The sequence below is a fragment of the Helcobacillus massiliensis genome, from assembly GCF_014191425.1.
Taxonomy (GTDB): Bacteria; Actinomycetota; Actinomycetes; order Actinomycetales; family Dermabacteraceae; genus Helcobacillus; species Helcobacillus massiliensis.
In genome coordinates, this window is the sequence record NZ_JACHWP010000022.1 from 1 (window position 1) to 16,672 (window position 16,672).

At 70.3% G+C, this 16,672-nt stretch carries 16 protein-coding genes; 12 read left to right on the forward strand and 4 right to left on the reverse strand.

Going from position 1 to position 16,672, the window contains the following annotated elements:
- Positions 1-243: 243 nt before the first annotated feature.
- Positions 244-1,065: an HAD family hydrolase gene (locus tag FHX50_RS11420; protein ID WP_221187364.1), complete on the reverse strand. Its 822-nt coding sequence runs from the start codon at positions 1,063-1,065 to the stop codon at positions 244-246.
- Entirely contained in the window at positions 1,062-1,571 is a 510-nt protein-coding gene (locus FHX50_RS11425) for an SRPBCC family protein (RefSeq protein WP_183377295.1), read from the reverse strand. The genes FHX50_RS11420 and FHX50_RS11425 overlap by 4 nt, the downstream gene beginning before the upstream one ends.
- Before the next feature lie 84 nt (positions 1,572-1,655).
- On the opposite strand from FHX50_RS11425, the gene FHX50_RS11430 reads away from it, so the two are divergent.
- The 5 genes from FHX50_RS11430 to FHX50_RS11450 all read left to right on the forward strand — a co-directional run bounded on the left by FHX50_RS11430 (position 1,656) and on the right by FHX50_RS11450 (position 7,806).
- Positions 1,656-3,170: a SulP family inorganic anion transporter gene (locus FHX50_RS11430; RefSeq protein WP_239376198.1), complete on the forward strand. Its 1,515-nt coding sequence runs from the start codon at positions 1,656-1,658 to the stop codon at positions 3,168-3,170.
- Between the two features lie 74 nt (positions 3,171-3,244).
- Positions 3,245-5,236 (forward strand): oxidoreductase, encoded by a 1,992-nt coding sequence (locus tag FHX50_RS11435; protein WP_183377296.1) that lies wholly within the window; start codon positions 3,245-3,247, stop codon positions 5,234-5,236.
- Positions 5,233-6,204 carry a PfkB family carbohydrate kinase gene (locus FHX50_RS11440; protein ID WP_183377297.1) on the forward strand — a complete coding sequence of 324 codons (972 nt, stop codon included), beginning with the start codon at positions 5,233-5,235 and terminating at the stop codon, positions 6,202-6,204. Before FHX50_RS11435 ends, FHX50_RS11440 begins: the two co-directional genes overlap by 4 nt.
- A 36-nt stretch (positions 6,205-6,240) precedes the next feature.
- The gene (locus FHX50_RS11445; RefSeq protein ID WP_183377298.1) at positions 6,241-6,738 is read left to right on the forward strand and encodes a glutathione peroxidase; all 498 of its coding nucleotides are present in this window, start codon (positions 6,241-6,243) and stop codon (positions 6,736-6,738) included.
- A gap of 12 nt (positions 6,739-6,750) precedes the next feature.
- Positions 6,751-7,806: an SPFH domain-containing protein gene (locus tag FHX50_RS11450; RefSeq protein WP_183377299.1), complete on the forward strand. Its 1,056-nt coding sequence runs from the start codon at positions 6,751-6,753 to the stop codon at positions 7,804-7,806.
- Positions 7,807-7,867: 61 nt separating this feature from the next.
- Here the strand turns inward: FHX50_RS11450 and FHX50_RS11455 are convergent, their stop codons facing one another.
- A complete protein-coding gene (locus FHX50_RS11455) occupies positions 7,868-8,017 on the reverse strand; it encodes a hypothetical protein (RefSeq protein WP_183377300.1) in 150 nt (49 codons plus the stop codon).
- Here FHX50_RS11455 and FHX50_RS11460 point away from each other — a divergent pair.
- Positions 8,016-8,936 (forward strand): sulfurtransferase, encoded by a 921-nt coding sequence (locus tag FHX50_RS11460; RefSeq protein WP_183377301.1) that lies wholly within the window; start codon positions 8,016-8,018, stop codon positions 8,934-8,936. The two genes, FHX50_RS11455 and FHX50_RS11460, sit on opposite strands and share 2 nt — an antisense overlap.
- The gene (locus tag FHX50_RS11465) at positions 8,936-9,394 is read left to right on the forward strand and encodes a SufE family protein (protein ID WP_183377302.1); all 459 of its coding nucleotides are present in this window, start codon (positions 8,936-8,938) and stop codon (positions 9,392-9,394) included. The genes FHX50_RS11460 and FHX50_RS11465 overlap by 1 nt, the downstream gene beginning before the upstream one ends.
- A gap of 64 nt (positions 9,395-9,458) precedes the next feature.
- Here the strand turns inward: FHX50_RS11465 and FHX50_RS11470 are convergent, their stop codons facing one another.
- Entirely contained in the window at positions 9,459-10,793 is a 1,335-nt protein-coding gene (locus tag FHX50_RS11470) for an alpha/beta fold hydrolase (RefSeq protein ID WP_343064101.1), read from the reverse strand.
- Between the two features lie 508 nt (positions 10,794-11,301).
- Between FHX50_RS11470 and FHX50_RS11475 the strand changes: the two genes are divergently transcribed.
- The 5 genes from FHX50_RS11475 to FHX50_RS11495 form a co-directional block, all read left to right on the forward strand.
- Positions 11,302-12,999: a sodium:solute symporter family protein gene (locus FHX50_RS11475; protein WP_183377303.1), complete on the forward strand. Its 1,698-nt coding sequence runs from the start codon at positions 11,302-11,304 to the stop codon at positions 12,997-12,999.
- 17 nt (positions 13,000-13,016) lie between these two features.
- Complete coding sequence (locus FHX50_RS11480) at positions 13,017-13,343, forward strand: tetraspanin family protein (protein WP_183377304.1); 327 nt, start codon at positions 13,017-13,019, stop codon at positions 13,341-13,343.
- 76 nt (positions 13,344-13,419) lie between these two features.
- Positions 13,420-14,955 (forward strand): fumarylacetoacetate hydrolase family protein, encoded by a 1,536-nt coding sequence (locus FHX50_RS11485; protein ID WP_183377305.1) that lies wholly within the window; start codon positions 13,420-13,422, stop codon positions 14,953-14,955.
- Entirely contained in the window at positions 14,952-15,713 is a 762-nt protein-coding gene (locus FHX50_RS11490; protein WP_183377306.1) for an FCD domain-containing protein, read from the forward strand. The genes FHX50_RS11485 and FHX50_RS11490 overlap by 4 nt, the downstream gene beginning before the upstream one ends.
- Positions 15,710-16,672, forward strand: a 963-nt coding sequence (locus FHX50_RS11495) for an aldehyde dehydrogenase family protein (RefSeq protein ID WP_183377307.1), incomplete at its 3' end; no start/stop codon positions are given. The genes FHX50_RS11490 and FHX50_RS11495, both read left to right, overlap by 4 nt.

Genomic DNA, 16,672 nt, shown 5'->3' on the forward strand with positions numbered 1-16,672 from the left:
GGAGCGGCGGCCGCCTGCCGACCGGCGAGTTCAGCCTCCCGCCGGAGATGGTGGACGACTCCCCCGCCGAGTGGCAGCCGGAGTCCGGCCGGGGTGTGCAGATCATGGAGTGAAACCGCCCTGCCAGCCGCAGAACCGGGCCACAAGGCGGATTTCGGTCGTTTTTTGCACATCTCGCTCCTGCGCCCGGCCCGGCCCTGGCCCGGCCACGGCCTGGTCCGGCGCGAGGTCATGGGTCGCGGCTCAGCCGCGCAGCACCTGCTCGATCGCCTGCGCCACGCCGTCCTCATCGTTGGACGCCGTGACTCCATCGGCCACGGCGAGGACATCGGGGTGGGCGTTCGCCACGGCGATGCCCATCCCGGCCCAGGTGAGCATGGGGATGTCGTTGGGCATGTCGCCGAACGCCCACACGTCCGAGGCTGTCATCTCCATGACCCGCACGAAGCGGCCGAGCGCTTCGGATTTGCTGACGCCGAGCGGGGCGAGTTCGGCGAGGCCGTCGGACGTGGAGACGTGCAGCGCGGCCCGGTCCCCCACGAGCTCCTCAATGCGGCGGTGGAACGCGGCGGGGTCGAGGCGGTCGCAGCGGGCGAGGAGCTTGCCGGCGACCTCGGTGATGTCCTCCAGCGGCGCGACGACGCCGCCGTCCTCGTCGGTCTGCCCGTCGGGCGGAGTGGAGGGGTAGGCCGCCTGGCGCCAGAAACCGGAGGGCAGTTCGGCGCTCATGGCGATGCCGTCCACGGTGGAGAGGTCCTGAATGATGGACTGCAGCAGGTCGGGTTCGAAGCCGAAGTTCTCGGTGACGGTGCCGCTGTTCGGGTCGTAGGTGAAGGCGCCGTTGGCGCAGTAGATGGTGCCGTGACTGCCGGCGAGGTCGGCGAGGCGGTCCACCCAGCGGGGCGGCCGGGCGGTGACGAGGACGGTGTGGAGACCGTGGTCCCAGGCGGCGTGGAAGGCGTCGCGGGTGCGGTCGGAGACGGTGCCGTCGGCGCGCAGGAGGGTGCCGTCGAGGTCGGTGGCGATGGCGGCGGGCCGGGGCACGTCCGCGCTCAGGCGGGTCATTCGCCGCCCGTGCCCTGGTCAGCGGAGCCTGTGCCTTCGGCGACGCGGCGCAGCCGCGCGATGGAGGCGGCGAGCATCTCCTCGGTGGTGGCGGCGGCGCGGCGGAGCCGACGCTCCGCGGAGGTGGCGGGATCGAGGCGGGTCGGGTCGTAGGTGTGGGTGACCCGGGTGGCGCTCTCGCGCCCGTCGGCGTCCAGGATCGGGGTGAGCTCCCACCGCCAGCGCTGCCCGAACGGTTCCCCGCCGACTTCGCCGGGCGCCCATTCGATGAGGCGCCCCTCCTCGAACGCGGTGATGCGGTTCTCGCGGTCGGCGCCGGTGGTGAGGCGCATGGTGAAGGCCTGGCCGTCGGCGGTGATGCGCTGGCCGACGCCTGCCTCGGCGAGGTTGTCGTTGCCGTCCCAGGTGGGCTGCTGGGCGGGGTCGGCGATGAGCTCGAAGATGGTGGCGGGGTCGGCGGCGATGTCGGCGGTGGCTGCGATCGGCGTCAGGGCGTTGTCCGTCATGCATCTCACCCTACGGCAAGTCGCTGCCGCCGATAAGGTGGACTGCTCCCGTCGGCCGATCCCTCGAGCTCTGGAGGATTCTGCGTGTCCACTGCTTCCGTCCCCGCGCCGCAGGCGCCCTCCCTCACCCCTGAGCAGCGTCAGTCGTGGGTGCGGGCTGTGCGCAGTCCGCGCATGCTGCTGGTGGAGGTGGTGGGTGGCCTGGTGACGGCGCTGGCACTGATCCCGGAGGTCATCTCGTTCTCCATCATCGCGGGGGTGGATCCGCGGATGGGACTGTTCACCTCGTTCGTGATGGCGGTTGCGATCGCTGTTCTGGGCGGCCGGCCGGCGATGATCACGGCCGCGGCGGGGTCGGTGGCGCTGGTGATCGCGCCGCTGGTGCGGGAGCACGGTGTCCAGTACCTGATTGCGACGATCCTGCTGGCGGGTGTTCTGCAGATCGTGATGGGCCTGTTCGGGGTGGCGCAGCTGATGCGGTTCATCCCCCGCCAGGTGATGGTGGGCTTCGTGAATGCGCTCGCGATCCTGATCTTCATGGCGCAGATGCATGAGCTGATCGGCGTGACGTGGGTGGTGTATCCGCTGCTGGCTGCGGGCCTGGCGATCATGGTGCTGCTGCCGCGGCTGACCCGGTCGGTGCCGGCGCCGCTGGTGACGGTGGTGGTGCTGACGCTGGTGACGGTGGGGATGGGGCTGACCCATGTGCCGACCGTGGGTGACAAGGGCGCGCTGCCGGATTCGCTGCCGCAGCTGCTGATCCCGGACGTGCCGTTCGACCTGGAGACGCTTCGGGTCATCCTGCCGTACGCGGTGGGGGTGGCTTTCGTGGGCCTGCTGGAGACCCTGCTGACGGCGACGCTGGTGGATGACATCACGGACACCGGGTCGGACAAGACACGTGAATCGTGGGGCCTGGGTGCAGCGACGGTGCTCGGTGGGCTGTTCGGCGGCATGGGCGGCTGCGCGATGATCGGGCAGACGATGGTGAATGTGCGCGCTTCCGGAGCTCGCACCCGCATCTCAACTGCACTGGCCGGGGTGTTCCTGCTGGTGCTGACGGTGTCGCTGGGCGGTGTGGTGGCCGAGATTCCGATGGTGGCACTGGTGGCGGTGATGGTGGTCGTCGCGGTGACGACGTTCGACTGGCATTCGGTGGCGCCGCGGACTCTGCGGATGATGCCGCGCAGCGAGCTGGCGGTCATGCTGGTGACCGTCGCGGCGACGGTGGTCACGAGCAATCTGGCGATCGGTGTGGGCGCCGGGATCGTGCTGGCGTGCATCCTGTTCGTCCGCCGGGTGGCGCATGTGGTGACGGTGGAGCGCGAGGAGGTGTCGGAGCGGGAGGTGCGGTACTCCGTGCGCGGGGAGCTGTTCTTCGCCTCCTCGAACGACCTGTTCGCGCAGTTCGAGTACGCGCGGGATCCGGCGTCGGTCGTGATCGACATGTCGGAGGCGCATATCTGGGATGCGTCGACTGTCGCGGCGCTGGATTCGGTGATCGAGAAGTACCGGAGGGCGGGGATCACCGCGCAGGTGGCGGGCCTGAATCAGGTGAGTCGGCGGATGCGGGTGCGTCTGAGCAGGCTGTCCTCCTGACGCCGACGGGTGCCGCCTCGGCCCGATTCCCCGAAACCATTACCCAATACTGGCAGTACCACTAAACTCGCGGTATGTCTTCCGATCTCTTCGCACCGCTACAGGCGGGCCGCACCCGTCTGCCGCACCGCATCGTCATGGGATCCATGCACCTCGGCTTCGAGGACGATCCCCGCGGCGCTCCAGCCCTGGCGGCGTTCTATGCGGAGCGCGCCGCTGGCGGCGCTGGCCTCATCGTCACCGGCGGCATCTCCCCCAACGCCGCCGGTGCCCTCACATCCGGCGGTGCCCGGCTCGACTCAGCGGACCAGCTCCCCCAGCACCGCACCGTCACCGACGCGGTGCACGCCGCGAACCCGGAGGCCCGGATCGTCCTGCAGCTCCTGCACGCCGGGCGGTACGCCGCGCACGGTGAGCCGGTGGGCCCGTCGGCCGTGGACTCCCCCATCAGCCCCGCGCCCGTCCGCGCCCTCACCGCGGCCGAGGTGGAGCAGACCATCGAGGACTTCGGCCGCGCCGCCGCCCTCGCGATCGAGGCGGGCTACGACGGCGTCGAGGTGATGGGGTCCGAGGGCTACCTGATCAACCAGTTCCTCGCGCCCGCCACGAACCGCCGCGACGATGCGTGGGGCGGCAGCGCCGAGGCCCGCCGGCGGTTCGCGTTGGAAGTGGTCCGACGGGTGCGCGCATCGATCGGGCCTGAGCCGCTGCTGTCGTACCGGATCTCGCTCGCGGACCTCGTACCCGGCGCCCAGGAGACCCACGACATCCACGCCCTCGCGCGAGGCGTGGTGGAGGCCGGCGCGGACCTGCTGATGTCCGGGATCGGCTGGCACGAGTCGCGGGTGCCGACGATCGCGACATGCGTGCCGCGCGGGCAGTTCGCACCGCTGGCGGCGGACCTCGCGGCGGCGATCGACGGCGCGGTGCCGGTGATCGCCTCGAACCGCCTGCACACCCTTGCCGATGCTGAGCGCGCCATCGCCGCAACCGGGGTGGAAGGGGTGATGCTGGCGCGCCCGTTCCTCGCCGACGCCCGACTGGTGCAGAAATGGCGCGCGCAGGCCGACGCGCCCGGCGGCCCGCGCGACGAGTCCGCACCCGCCGACTCCCCGGTCGTCACGCCGTGCATCTCCTGCAACCAGGCGTGCCTGGACCGCATCTTCACCGGCCGCCCCGCCGGCTGCGTGGTGAACCCGCGCGCCGGCCGCGAACTGCAGCTGCCGATCATGCCGCGCGCCGCCCAGGCGCAGCGGATCCTCGTGGTGGGGGCGGGCCCGGCGGGCCTGGAGACCGCGTGCCTCGCAGCGGAGGCCGGACACGAGGTCACCCTCGTGGACTCCTCCGCCGAGATCGGCGGGCAGCTCGCGTGGGCGGCGCGCATCCCCGGCAAGGAGGACTACTCACTGCTGCTGGACTCCTGGCGGGAGCGCCTGGCCCGCGGCCGCGTGGACGTCCGCCTCGGCCGCCGATTCACCGCCGAGGACATCGCGGGCGTCGGCGCGGACCGCGTGGCGCTGGCGATCGGGGTGCGGCCGCGCGACCCCCGGATCCCCGTCCACCCCGATGCGGGCCCGGACGTCATCACCTACGCGGACGTGTTCGCGGGGGCACCCGTCGGAGGCCGGGTCGCGATCGTGGGCGGCGGCGGGATCGGCGTGGACGTCGCGCAGCTGCTCGCCGAGCGCGCCGACGAGGTCCACCTGCTGCAGCGGTCCGCCCACAAGATCGGGTCACGCCTCGGCGCCACCACCGGGTGGATCCACCGCGCCGCCCTCAGGAACGGCGGCGTCATCGGCCACACGGGCGTCACCTACGGCGCTGTGGGGGCCGACGGGTTCTCCTTCACCGATCGCGACGGCGCCGAGCGGGTGCTGGATGTGGACACCGTGGTGCTGTGCGCCGGGCAGGAGGCCGCGGACCCCGTCGGCGCACTCGGTGAGGCGATCGGCGCTGAGGCGCTCGGCGCCGAAGTGATCGGCGGGGCTCGGAAGGCCGAGGGCCTGGACCTGGAGCGCGCGATCCGCGACGCCGACGCGTGGGTGCGCACTACACTCGCCGCATGAGCACCGGCACCACCGCCCGCCCCCAGCCGACCGAGCGCCCCGCCCGTGTCCTGCACACCGCGCAGGCGCTCGTGGACGTCACCATCCCCGTGCCGCACCTGCCGCGCCGCGGCCAGAACGCCAACGCCACCGCCATGCCGCAGTACGCCGCCGGCGGCGCCGTCACCATCCTCGTGGCCGCCGCCCGCACCGGCGCGACCGCTGTTCACGGTGGCGCCCACGGCACCGGCCCCAACGGCGACATCATCCGCGCCGCCCTCGCGGCCGACGGGATCCGCCTGTCCGCCGACCCCGTTCCCGATGAGGACACCGGCCCGTGCTTCGTGTTCGTGGAGCCGTCCGGGGAGCGCACCTTCGTCACCACCTACGGGGCGGAGCGCCGCATCACCGCTGCCTCCCTCGCCGCCCTCGCCCCGGAGCCGGGCGACCTGCTGTGCGTCAGCGGCTACAGCCTGTTCGCCCCCACCCGCGAGCCCCTCCTGGAGTTCCTCGAGTCGCTGCCGAGCGGGGTGGAGATCGTGCTGGACCCCGGCGCCCCGTTCGCCGACTTCGATGAGGAGCTGCGCCGACGGATGCTGCGCCTGACCACGGTCTGGACCTCGAACGCCGACGAAGCGGAGGGCCTCGTGGGCGCCGCCGATGACCTGCACGCGATCCGCGATCTGATCGCCGGTGACGTGGTGATCGTCCGCGACGGCGAGAAGGGCTGCACCGTCCTCGCCGGCGGTGCGACTGTCGACGTGGCGGGGTTCCCGCAGACCCCGGTGGACACCAACGGCGCCGGCGACACCCACACCGGCATCCTGCTCGCCGAACGGGCACTGGGCAGCGACTGGGCGGCTGCGGCGGAGCGCGCCAACGCCGGGGCGGCGCTCAAGGTGACGCGGCTCGGTCCGGCGTCCGTGCCCGCACGGGAAGAAGTCTCCGCCTTCCTCGCTTCGGATCCGCCGCGGTCGTCGATAGACTGACGCCGTTGATGCACGCCACCAGCGGAGAAGGGCCCGATGACTGAGACCCCACGCTCGATCCGTGACTTCAGCGCGCTCAGCATCGACGGGCAGGAGCGCAGCCTCGCCGACTTCGCCGGTCAGGTCCTCCTCATCGTCAACACCGCCAGCGAATGCGGCTTCACCAAGCAGTACGCGGGCCTGCAGCAGCTGCAGGACGAGTACTCGGACCGCGGCTTCAGCGTCCTCGGCTTCCCCTGCGACCAGTTCGGCCACCAGGAGCCCGGCTCCGATGAGGAGATCGCCGAGTTCTGCTCCACGAACTTCTCCGTGGACTTCCCGATGTTCTCGAAGATCGAGGTCAACGGACCCGGTGCGCACCCGCTGTACCAGTGGCTGAAGGCGTCGAAGCCCGGCATCGCAGGCGGACGGATCGCCTGGAACTTCACGAAGTTCCTCATCGACCGCGACGGCCACGTAGTGGACCGCTTCGGGCCGCCCACCGCACCGGCGCGGATCGCGCGCCGCATCGACACTCTCATCACCGACCAGTAGAAAGGGGACACCATGGAGGTGCTCATCGCGATCCTGATCCCGATCGTCATCCTCATCGCGATCGTCTTCGCGCTGTTCGGCGGGCTCCGCTCGTCGATCTTCTTCACCGTCCGCACGCAGGAGAACGTGATCGTGGAGAGCTTCGGCCGCTTCCGCCGCGTTGCGAAGCCGGGCCTCAACATGAAGGTGCCGTTCCGCGACACCCTCACCCCGCCGATCTCCCTGCGCATCCAGCAGCTCGAAGTGAACATCGAGTCCAAGACCAAGGACAACGTGTTCGTGACCGTCCCGGTCGCCGTTCAGTACGTGATCCGCGAGGAGTCCGTGGTGGACGCCTACTACCGGCTGTCCAACCCGGAGGCGCAGATCCGCTCCTACGTGTTCGACACCGTCCGCTCCGCCCTCTCCACCCTGGAGCTGGACGCCGCGTTCGAATCGAAGGACGACATCGCCCGCGGCGTGGAGAACACCCTGTCCTCGCAGATGGCCGACTTCGGCTTCAACATCGTCAACACCCTCGTCACGGACATCTCCCCGGATCCGCGCGTGCGCGACTCGATGAACTCCATCAACGCCGCTCAGCGCGACCGCGTGGCAGCGCAGTCCCTCGCCGAGGCCGACAAGATCAAGCGCGTCACCCAGGCTGAGGCCGAGGCCGAGTCCAAGCGCCTCCAGGGTGAGGGTGTGGCCGCACAGCGCAAGGCCATCGCGCTGGGCATCGCCGAGCAGTACGAGATGCTCAAGCGCGTGGGCATCGAACAGTCCGCTGAGCAGCTGCTGCTGATGACCCAGTACTTCGACACCATGCAGGACGTGGCCCGCAACGGCCGCTCCAACGTGCTGTACCTGCCGTCCAACCCCGGCTCCGTCAGCGCCATGGGCGACGAGATCCGCAACGCCATGCTGCAGTCGCAGGCCGCGCAGAAGGCCGACGACGACGCCGACTCCTCCGCGACCCGCCTGCGCCGCGCCCAGCCGAAGCGCCAGCAGCCCTCTCAGCCCGAGGGCTACCAGGCGGCGCCGCAGCAGCCGTGGGAGCACCCGTCGGCCGGCTCCGACCAGGGCTGACCCCCATCAGCTGAGGGGCGGCCCCGCCGGGACCGCCCCACCATCCGGACCGCGCTCGCGCTCAGGTCTGCAGCAGCAGAACCTCGAGCAGGGCGCGGTCCTGTGCGTCCAGCACCAGGTTCATCGCGGCGGCGAGCTGGGCGCTGGCGCCGCCGACGGGTGAGACAATCGGAGCACAACCGACCCCGCGTTTGGAGGACCGTTTCTTCATGACCATCCCCGCCGATCCGGCACCGAAGCTCCAGGACTACGCCCACCCCGAGAAGCTCGTCACCACGGACTGGCTCGCCGACAACCTCGGAGCCGACGGCCTCGTTGTGGTGGAGAGCGACGAGGACGTGCTGCTGTACGACGTCGGCCATATCGCCGGCGCAGTGAAGGTCGACTGGCACCTCGACCTCAACGACCCCGTCACCCGCGACTACGTGGGCGGCGAGGAGTTCGCCGAACTGATGAGCGCCAAGGGCATCAGCCGCGACGACACCATCGTGGTGTACGGCGACAAGTCCAACTGGTGGGCCGCCTACGCCCTCTGGGTGTTCGAACTGTTCGGCCACGAGGACGTGCGCCTCCTCGACGGCGGCCGCGCCAAGTGGCAGGCCGAGGGCCGCGAGATGACCCGTGAGAAGCCGCAGCGTGAGCGCACCGACTACCCGGTGGTGGAGCGCCAGGACGCCCCCATCCGCGCCTACAAGGACGACGTGCTCGGCTTCCTCGGCGGCCAGCTCGTAGACGTCCGCTCCCCGCAGGAGTACACGGGCGAACGCACCCACATGCCGGACTACCCGCAGGAGGGCACCCTGCGCGGCGGCCACATCCCCACCGCGAAGTCCGTGCCGTGGGCGCGCGCCGCGAACGACGACGAGACGTTCAAGTCCCGTAAGGAACTGGAGGCGATCTACGTCGACGAGCTGTCGTTCGACTCCAGCGAGCCGGTGATCGCGTACTGCCGCATCGGTGAGCGCTCCAGCCACACCTGGTTCGTCCTCACCTACCTGCTCGGCTTCGACAATGTCCGCAACTACGACGGCTCCTGGACCGAGTGGGGCAACACCGTGCGCGTGCCCGTCGCCCAGGGCGAGGAGCCCGGCGAGGCACCCGTCGGCCTCACCGCCGGGGAGGGCCGCTGATGTCCGCCGTCCCCGCCGCCCTGCAGGAGATCGCCGACGACTTCACCGAACTGTCCGGCGACAACCGCCTACAGCTGCTGCTGGAGTTCTCCGACGACCTACCCGAGCTGCCCGAGCGCTACGCCGACCACCCGGAGCTGCTGGAACCGGTGCCGGAATGCCAGTCGCCGATCTTCCTCATCACCGAGGTGGAGGGCACGGGCCGTGACGCCGAGGCGCGCCTGTTCTTCTCCGCCCCGCCGGAGGCGCCGACCACGCGCGGCTTCGCCGGCATCCTCGCGGAGGGCCTCAACGGCCTGAGCGTCGGGGAGATCCTCGACGTTCCGAACGACGTCACCGAACGGATGGGCCTCGCGGAGGTCGTCTCGGCGCTGCGCCTGCGCGGCATGGCCGGCATGCTGGCGCGGATCAAGCGGCAGCTGCGGGAGAAGGCGGAGATCGGCCCCGAGGAGGCCTGAGCAGACGGCTGCCCCGTCGGCCCCGGCAGCACGGACCGCCAGGGCGGCCGACGGGTCCCGCGGATCAGCGGACCCGTCGGCCCTTCACCAGGTCGATCAGGTGGCTGATCACCGCGTCGCCGCTGGAGCGCAGACCGGAGTGCTCGTACTCGCTGGTCACGAACGGCGCGACCTGCGGCATCAGCGCCGCCGTCTCCAGGGAGAACACGGACGGCACGAAGGCGTCGTGGAAGTAGACGGCCGCGGCACCCGGAACCCCGGCGCTGCGCAGCGCGTCCTCGTCGTAGACGCGGCCCCACTGGTGGCCGGCGAGGATCTCGGCGACCGGCTTCCACGGCGCCAGCTCCGAATCCTCATCGAACAGGGAGCGGTGCACATGCTCGCCGCCCAGCAGGGTCGGATCCTCGTGGAAGTCCTGCGGCATGGTGCGCTCCGCGCTCCAGTCAGTGACGATCCCGTCGGCCTGGCAGCTCTCGTGGATGACCGCGTACAGGGGGTTGCGGCCGGTGAACGGCAGCAGGGCGGCGAGGTCGTGCTGGAAGGCGGGCGCGCGGTGGTCCAGTTCGAGGAGGTTGTGGAGCGCCACGAAGCCGTCGTCAGAGCCGAGGCGGTGGCCGAGGGTGCGCAGCCGCGCCGGGGTGACGGCGTCGCCGTTCGGCAGTCGGATCTCGCCCCTGTCCGCCAGGCCCATCAGCTCGCGGATGCGGTCGCGGGCGTGGGGGAAGCGGCGGTAGAACGCCTCGGACTTCTCCCGCATGATCCGCCATGTCTCCGCATACACCTCGTCACTGTGGCGGCCGACCGCGGCGAGCCCGCCGGTGATGAGGACTTCGCGCAGCGATTCGGGGTGCGCGCTGAGGTAGGCGAGGGTGGTGAAGCCGCCGAACGACTGGCCGAGCGTGGAGATCTGCTCAGCGCCGAGGTGGCGGCGGATCGCTTCGGCGTCGTTGACGATCTCATCGGCCCGCAGGTGGGTGAGGTACTCCGCGACCTCGTCCGCGCTGTGCTCGATCGCTTCGCGGAACGTGCGCTCCGGCGCGGGCGGGAACGGCAGGTCGAGACCCACCGGGGTGGACCGGCCGGTGCCGCGCTGGTCCAGCATCACGACCCGGTACTCCTCCAGCAGGCGCGCCACCCAGGCCGGCTGCCCGGGCGCGGGCCGCGGCGCTTCGCTGCCGGGACCGCCCTGCAGGTACATCAGGAACGGCCGGTCCTCGCCGCCGGGTGCGGTGATGACGCGGGCGAACACCTCGATCGTGCCGCGCGACGGGTCATCGTGCACCAGCGGAACATCGATCGTGATGTCCTCGATCCGGTGCTCCGGCATGAGGGAGGCCGACGGGTTCTGGTTCCCGAACGGGAACGGGGCGGGGCGGGATGCGGTGTCAGAGGTGTGCATGGGTCAACCGTAGCGCGGCCCCGGCGACCGGCAGGGGCTCGGCCGGCAGGGACGGCTCGGCCCCGTTCCCCGGGCGGCACGGCGGGAGTGCCGGTGGCGGGGCGTGTGCACAAGTTGGAGCAGATCGGCCGATTCGGCAGCGAACCGCCCGCCGGGGTCGGATTCTGGTCGGATTGTGCTCACTCACGTCCTCCACGCCTTGATCGGCAGGGGTGCGCGAACAGATTCAGCCGCTGAACCGCCCTTTTTCGCAGCCGGACTGGCCTACAGCCCTGGTTCCACTACGGTTTGTGATCGGTCGCCAGCCGAATGGGCGGCGAGCGGGCCCGGGGCGATGGGCCCAGCCCGACTTCGCCCGGGGCGATGGGCCCGGCCCGACTTCGCCCGGGCCGAGGGGCCCGGCCCGACTTCGCCCGGGCCGATGGGCCCGGCCCGACTTCCCGTCGCGCGGCGCGGGGCGGTAGGTTGGCAAGCACCCCTTCCCCCACCTGACTGGAATCTGTGCGCCATGGACACCATCAGACTCGACGCGACCATCGTCGACTACCTCATCATCGCGATCTACTTCGTGTTCGTGATCGGTGTGGGCGTCTACGCCAAGCGAGGCGTCTCGAACTCGATCGAATTCTTCCTCTCGGGCCGGTCTCTGCCGGCCTGGGTCACCGGCCTCGCGTTCATCTCGGCGAACCTCGGCGCCGTGGAGATCATGGGCATGTCCGCCACGGGCGCCCAGTACGGCTTCCCGACCATGCACTACTTCTGGGTCGGTGCGATCCCCGCCATGCTGTTCCTCGGCGTGGTGATGATGCCGTTCTACTACGGCTCGAAGGTCCGCTCCGTGCCGGAGTTCATGCGGATGCGCTTCGGCAATGCCGCGCACCTGGTGAACGCGCTGTCGTTCGCGCTGGCCCAGCTGCTGATCGCGGGCGTGAACCTGTTCCTCCTCGGTTCGATCGTGAACCGTCTGCTGGGCTGGCCGATGTGGGTGGCGCTGATCGTCGCCGCTGCGATCGTGCTGTCCTACATCACGCTCGGCGGGCTGACGGCCGCGATCTACAACGAGGTGCTGCAGTTCTTCGTGATCGTGGCGGCGCTGCTGCCGCTGACCCTGATCGGTCTGCACCGTGTGGGCGGCTGGTCCGGGCTGAAGGAGAAGGTGTCCGGTGACGGCATGCTCGGTGCGGAGCAGCTGCACACGTGGCCGGGCCAGCAGCTGTCCGGCTTCGAGTCGCCGGTGCTGAGTGTGATCGGCATCGTGTTCGGTCTGGGCTTCGTGCTGTCGTTCGGCTACTGGACCACGAACTTCGTGGAGGTGCAGCGCGCGATGGCCTCGAAGTCGATCACCGCTGCGCGCATGACCCCGATCATCGGCGCGTTCCCGAAGATGTTCATCCCGTTCATCGTGATCGTGCCCGGCATGATCGCCGCGGTCCTGGTCAACGAGCTCACCGCGTTCAAGCAGTTCGAGAGCGCGGGCGATTCCGCGGGGGCCGCCAGCACGGGCGTCACGTACAACGACGCGCTCCTGCTGCTGATGCGGGACGTGCTGCCGAACGGACTGCTGGGTCTGGCGATCGCGGGCCTGCTGGCGGCGTTCATGGCCGGCATGGCGGCGAACGTGTCCGCCTTCAACACCGTGTTCTCGTACGACATCTGGCAGACCTACGTGAAGAAGGACCGCGATGACGAGTACTACCTGACGGTGGGCCGCATCGCGACGATCACCGCGTGCATCATCGCCATCTTCACCGCGCTGATCGCCGGCCACTTCTCCAACCTGATGGACTACCTGCAGACCCTGTTCGGGTTCTTCAACGCGCCGCTGTTCGCCACGTTCATCCTCGGTATGTTCTGGAAGCGGATGACTCCGACCGCCGGCTGGACGGGCCTGGTGGCGGGCACGCTCGCCGCGGTGGTCCTGTGGTCGTCCTCCACGTTCTTCGGCCTGTTCGAGCTGCCGGGTCAGGGGCTGGCGTTCCTGTCCGCGGCGACGGCGTTCGTGGTGGACATCGTGGTGTCGGTGATCGTCACGATGGTGACGCAGCCGAAGCCGGCGCATGAGCTGAAGGGTCTGGTGTACTCCGAGACCCCGAAGGCCGACCTGGTGGATCCGGACGAGGCCGATCTGCCGATCTTCCGCCGCCCCATCCCGATGGCGATCCTGGGCCTGGTCCTGGTGATCGGCCTGAACATCGTCTTCGCCTGATCGAAGGAGCAGCAGTTATGAGCACCAGCATCACGCCGACGGGCGAGACCCCGCAGCTGCCCGCCGACTCCCATGTGGAGACCACCGGCGCGTTCGACATCCGCATGTTCATCGGCGCGCTGATGGCGCTGTACGGCGTCATCCTGGCGGCCCTCGGCCTGTTCGCGTTCTCCGCCGCCGACGCCGAGAAGACCGACGGGTTCAACGCGAACCTGTGGGTCGGCGTGGGCCTGATCGTGTTCGGCGCGCTGATGGCGATCTGGGCGAAGGTGGAACCGATCCGCATCGTGGTGGCGGACAACGAGCCGGGCGCGGAGGAGCCGAAGGACATCGCCGCGCTCTGACGCGCCCGCCCGGGCCGGTGGAATCCCGGGTAGTGACACAGCTGACAGCTGAGCGGGGATCGTATACGATGCCGGCATGACCTCAGTGACGAGCCCCACATCCGCCGAGCAGTCCGCCCCGCATCCGGCCGAAGCCGCCTGGTCACTCCTCGGGACGAAGCCCGGCGCCGTGTACGCGATGCACATCAGCTACGCCGCCCGCGCGGAGCAGAAGGGCCGCACCCCTGAAGCCCCCGGCTACTTCATGAAGCCGCCCACCTCCCTCACCACCCCCACCGGTGAGGACCCCACCGTGGTGGAGCTGCCGAAGGGCGCCGAGATCCTCGGATTCGAAGGCGAGATCGCCCTGGTCATCGGCGAGCGCACCCGCCGCGTCTCCCCCACCGACGCCTGGGGCCGCGTCGCCGCCGTCACCGCCGCGAACGACCTCGGCACGTTCGACTTCCGCTGGGCCGATAAGGGAGCGAACGTCCGCTCCAAGGGCGGCGACGGCTACGCCCCGATCGGTCCCCGGCTCATCCCCGCGGACCGCCTCGATCCGGCGAACATCGCGATCCGCGTCTGGCTGGACGGCGACCTCGTCCAGGAGGACTCCACGTCCACTCTCCTGTTCCCGCTGCCGCAGATCGTCTCCGACCTCTCGCAGCTGATCACCCTGGAGAAGGGCGATGTCATCCTCACCGGCACGCCCGCCGGCGCCTCCACCTTCGGCCCCGGCCAGGTGGTGGAGGTCGAGGTCACCGCCGGCGGGTCGGAGGACCCCGCCCTCTCCTCCGGCCGCCTCCGCACCCAGGCGGTGCAGGGCACGGTGGACCTCGAGCCGTTCTCCCCGCAGCCGAAGCCCACGGCGCAGCAGTGGGCGGACGCCTCCGGCCGGGACATCAGCGAGTTCTCCGGGGCCGACGGGGGCGCCGGATCCGTCGGCCCGCTCACCGACGACATGCGCGAGCGCATCGAGAAGGTGGCGCTGGCGACCATCTCCTCCGTGATGCGCTCCAAGGGCCTGAACAACGTCTCCATCGACGGGGTGCGCACCACCCAGCCGGGGAAGAAGCTGATCGGCACCGCCCGCACCCTGAGGTACGTGCCGAACCGGGAGGACCTCTTCAAGTCCCACGGCGGCGGCTACAACGCCCAGAAGCGCCTCTTCGACTCCCTGACCAGCGGCGATGTGCTCGTGATGGATGCCCGCGGTGTGGATGACGCCGGCACCCTCGGTGACATCCTCGCCCTGCGCGCGCGTGCTCTCGGCGCCGCCGGCATCGTCACCGACGGCTGCGTCCGCGACCTCGCCGAAGTCACCGAGATCGGCCTGCCCACGTACCACAAGGGCGGGCACCCGGCCGTGCTGGGCCGCCGCCACGTCCCCTGGGGCATCGACGAGACCGTCGCCTGCGGCAGCACGACGGTGCAGCCGGGCGATGTGATCGTCGGCGATGACGACGGCGTCCTCGTGATCCCCCCGTCGATGCTCGAGGACATCATCTCCACGTGCGAGACGAAGGAGGCGGAAGAGGCGTTCATCGCCGCGCGCGTCGCCGAGGGCCACCCTGTGGAGGGCCTGTTCCCGATGAACGCCGAATGGCGGGCGGAGTTCGAGAAGCAGCGATGACCGCCACGAAGTCCGAGCGCGCCTACCGGATGATCCAGCAGCGGATCGTCCAGGGCGACTACCTGCCCGGCGATCGCCTCAAGCTCGAGCACATCGGTGAGGAGATCGGCTCCTCCGTGGTGCCCGTGCGCGAAGCGATCCGCCGCCTGCAGGCCGAAGGGCTCGTGACGTTCGAGAAGTTCGTGGGCGCCCGCGTCGCCGCCATCGACGAGAGCGAGTACGTCCACACGATGGAGACGATGAGCGTCATCGAATCCGCCGCCGTGGCGCTCGCCGCGCCGTCCCTGACGGCCGAACAGGTCGCTGAGGCCCGCGCCGTCAACGAACAGATGCGCGACCTCGCCGCCGCCGGCGACTTCGACGCCGTCGAGTTCACGCACCTGAACGAGCAGTTCCACCGGGCGCTGTCCCACCGGTGTCCGAACCCGCATCTGGTGATGCTGGTGGACCGCGCGTGGAACCGCCTGTCCGCGCTGCGGAACTCCACGTTCAGCTTCGTGCCGGACCGCGCGGCCGCCTCCGTGGAGGAGCACGAGCGGATCCTGCACCTCATCGAGAGCGGCGCCGCCGGCATCGACATCGAACTGGCGATGCGCGAGCACCGCATGACCACCCCGCGCGCCTACCTGGCGCGCATCCACGCCGACCAGCCGCACAGCACGGCCGGCATCGTCCCCGACCGCACAAGACTCGACCGCACGAGACCTGACAGCACGAGCCCCGCGATCACCACCGCGAGCGAAGGAGCACCCGCATGACCACCCGCCCCGCGAACATTCCCGACCTGATCCCCCACTACATCGACGGCGAACGCGTCGAATCGGTCTCCGGGGAGACGTTCGAGGTCCTGGAACCCGTCGGCAACACCGTCTACACCCGAGCCGCCAGCGGCGACAAGACCGACATCGACCGTGCTGTCGCCGCCGCCGCCCGCGCGTTCGAGGACGGCCCGTGGCCGCGGATGAAGAACCGCGAGCGCGCCCGCGTCCTCAACCGCATCGCCGACATCGTCGAGTCCCGTGACCAGGAGCTCGCCGCCATGGAGTCGTTCGACTCCGGCCTGCCGATCACGCAGGCGAAGGGGCAGGCGCAGCGCGCCGCCGAGAACTTCCGCTTCTTCGCGGACCTGATCGTCGCCCAGCGGGACGACGCCTACAAGGTCCCCGGCATGCAGATGAACTACGTGAACCGCAAGCCGAAGGGCGTGGCCGGTCTCATCACCCCGTGGAACACCCCGTTCATGCTGGAGTCGTGGAAGCTCGGCCCCGCCCTCGCCTCCGGCTGCACCGTGGTGCTGAAGCCCGCCGAGTTCACGCCGCTGAGCGCGTCGCTCTGGGCCGGGATCTTCGAAGAGGCGGAGCTGCCCCGGGGCGTGTTCAACCTCGTCAACGGCTTCGGTGAGACCGCTGGTGACGCCCTCGTCAAGCACGAGGACGTCCCCCTCATCTCCTTCACCGGTGAGTCCTCCACCGGGCAGCTGATCTTCCGCAACGCCGCCGACCACCTCAAGGGCCTGTCGATGGAGCTCGGCGGCAAGTCCCCCGCCGTGGTGTTCGCCGACGCCGACCTCGACGCCGCCCTGGACTCCACCCTCTTCGGCGTGTTCTCCCTCAACGGTGAGCGCTGCACCGCCTCCAGCCGCATCCTGGTGGAGCGCTCGATCTATGACGAGTTCGTGGAGCGCTACGCCGCCCGCGCGAAGGCCGTCATCGTCGGC

Excerpts from the sequence above, each read along its gene's own strand:
- FHX50_RS11480 (WP_183377304.1), top strand. The coding sequence starts at position 13,017 with ATGAGCACCAGCATCACGCCGACGGGCGAGACCCCGCAGCTGCCCGCC.
- FHX50_RS11425 (WP_183377295.1), bottom strand. The coding sequence starts at position 1,571 with ATGACGGACAACGCCCTGACGCCGATCGCAGCCACCGCCGACATCGCC.
- FHX50_RS11455 (WP_183377300.1), bottom strand. The coding sequence starts at position 8,017 with ATGAAGAAACGGTCCTCCAAACGCGGGGTCGGTTGTGCTCCGATTGTC.
- FHX50_RS11445 (WP_183377298.1), top strand. The coding sequence starts at position 6,241 with ATGACTGAGACCCCACGCTCGATCCGTGACTTCAGCGCGCTCAGCATC.
- FHX50_RS11450 (WP_183377299.1), top strand. The coding sequence starts at position 6,751 with ATGGAGGTGCTCATCGCGATCCTGATCCCGATCGTCATCCTCATCGCG.
- FHX50_RS11420 (WP_221187364.1), bottom strand. The coding sequence starts at position 1,065 with ATGACCCGCCTGAGCGCGGACGTGCCCCGGCCCGCCGCCATCGCCACC.
- FHX50_RS11475 (WP_183377303.1), top strand. The coding sequence starts at position 11,302 with ATGGACACCATCAGACTCGACGCGACCATCGTCGACTACCTCATCATC.
- FHX50_RS11440 (WP_183377297.1), top strand. The coding sequence starts at position 5,233 with ATGAGCACCGGCACCACCGCCCGCCCCCAGCCGACCGAGCGCCCCGCC.
- FHX50_RS11435 (WP_183377296.1), top strand. The coding sequence starts at position 3,245 with ATGTCTTCCGATCTCTTCGCACCGCTACAGGCGGGCCGCACCCGTCTG.
- FHX50_RS11470 (WP_343064101.1), bottom strand. The coding sequence starts at position 10,793 with ATGCACACCTCTGACACCGCATCCCGCCCCGCCCCGTTCCCGTTCGGG.
- FHX50_RS11465 (WP_183377302.1), top strand. The coding sequence starts at position 8,936 with ATGTCCGCCGTCCCCGCCGCCCTGCAGGAGATCGCCGACGACTTCACC.
- FHX50_RS11460 (WP_183377301.1), top strand. The coding sequence starts at position 8,016 with ATGACCATCCCCGCCGATCCGGCACCGAAGCTCCAGGACTACGCCCAC.
- FHX50_RS11490 (WP_183377306.1), top strand. The coding sequence starts at position 14,952 with ATGACCGCCACGAAGTCCGAGCGCGCCTACCGGATGATCCAGCAGCGG.
- FHX50_RS11485 (WP_183377305.1), top strand. The coding sequence starts at position 13,420 with ATGACCTCAGTGACGAGCCCCACATCCGCCGAGCAGTCCGCCCCGCAT.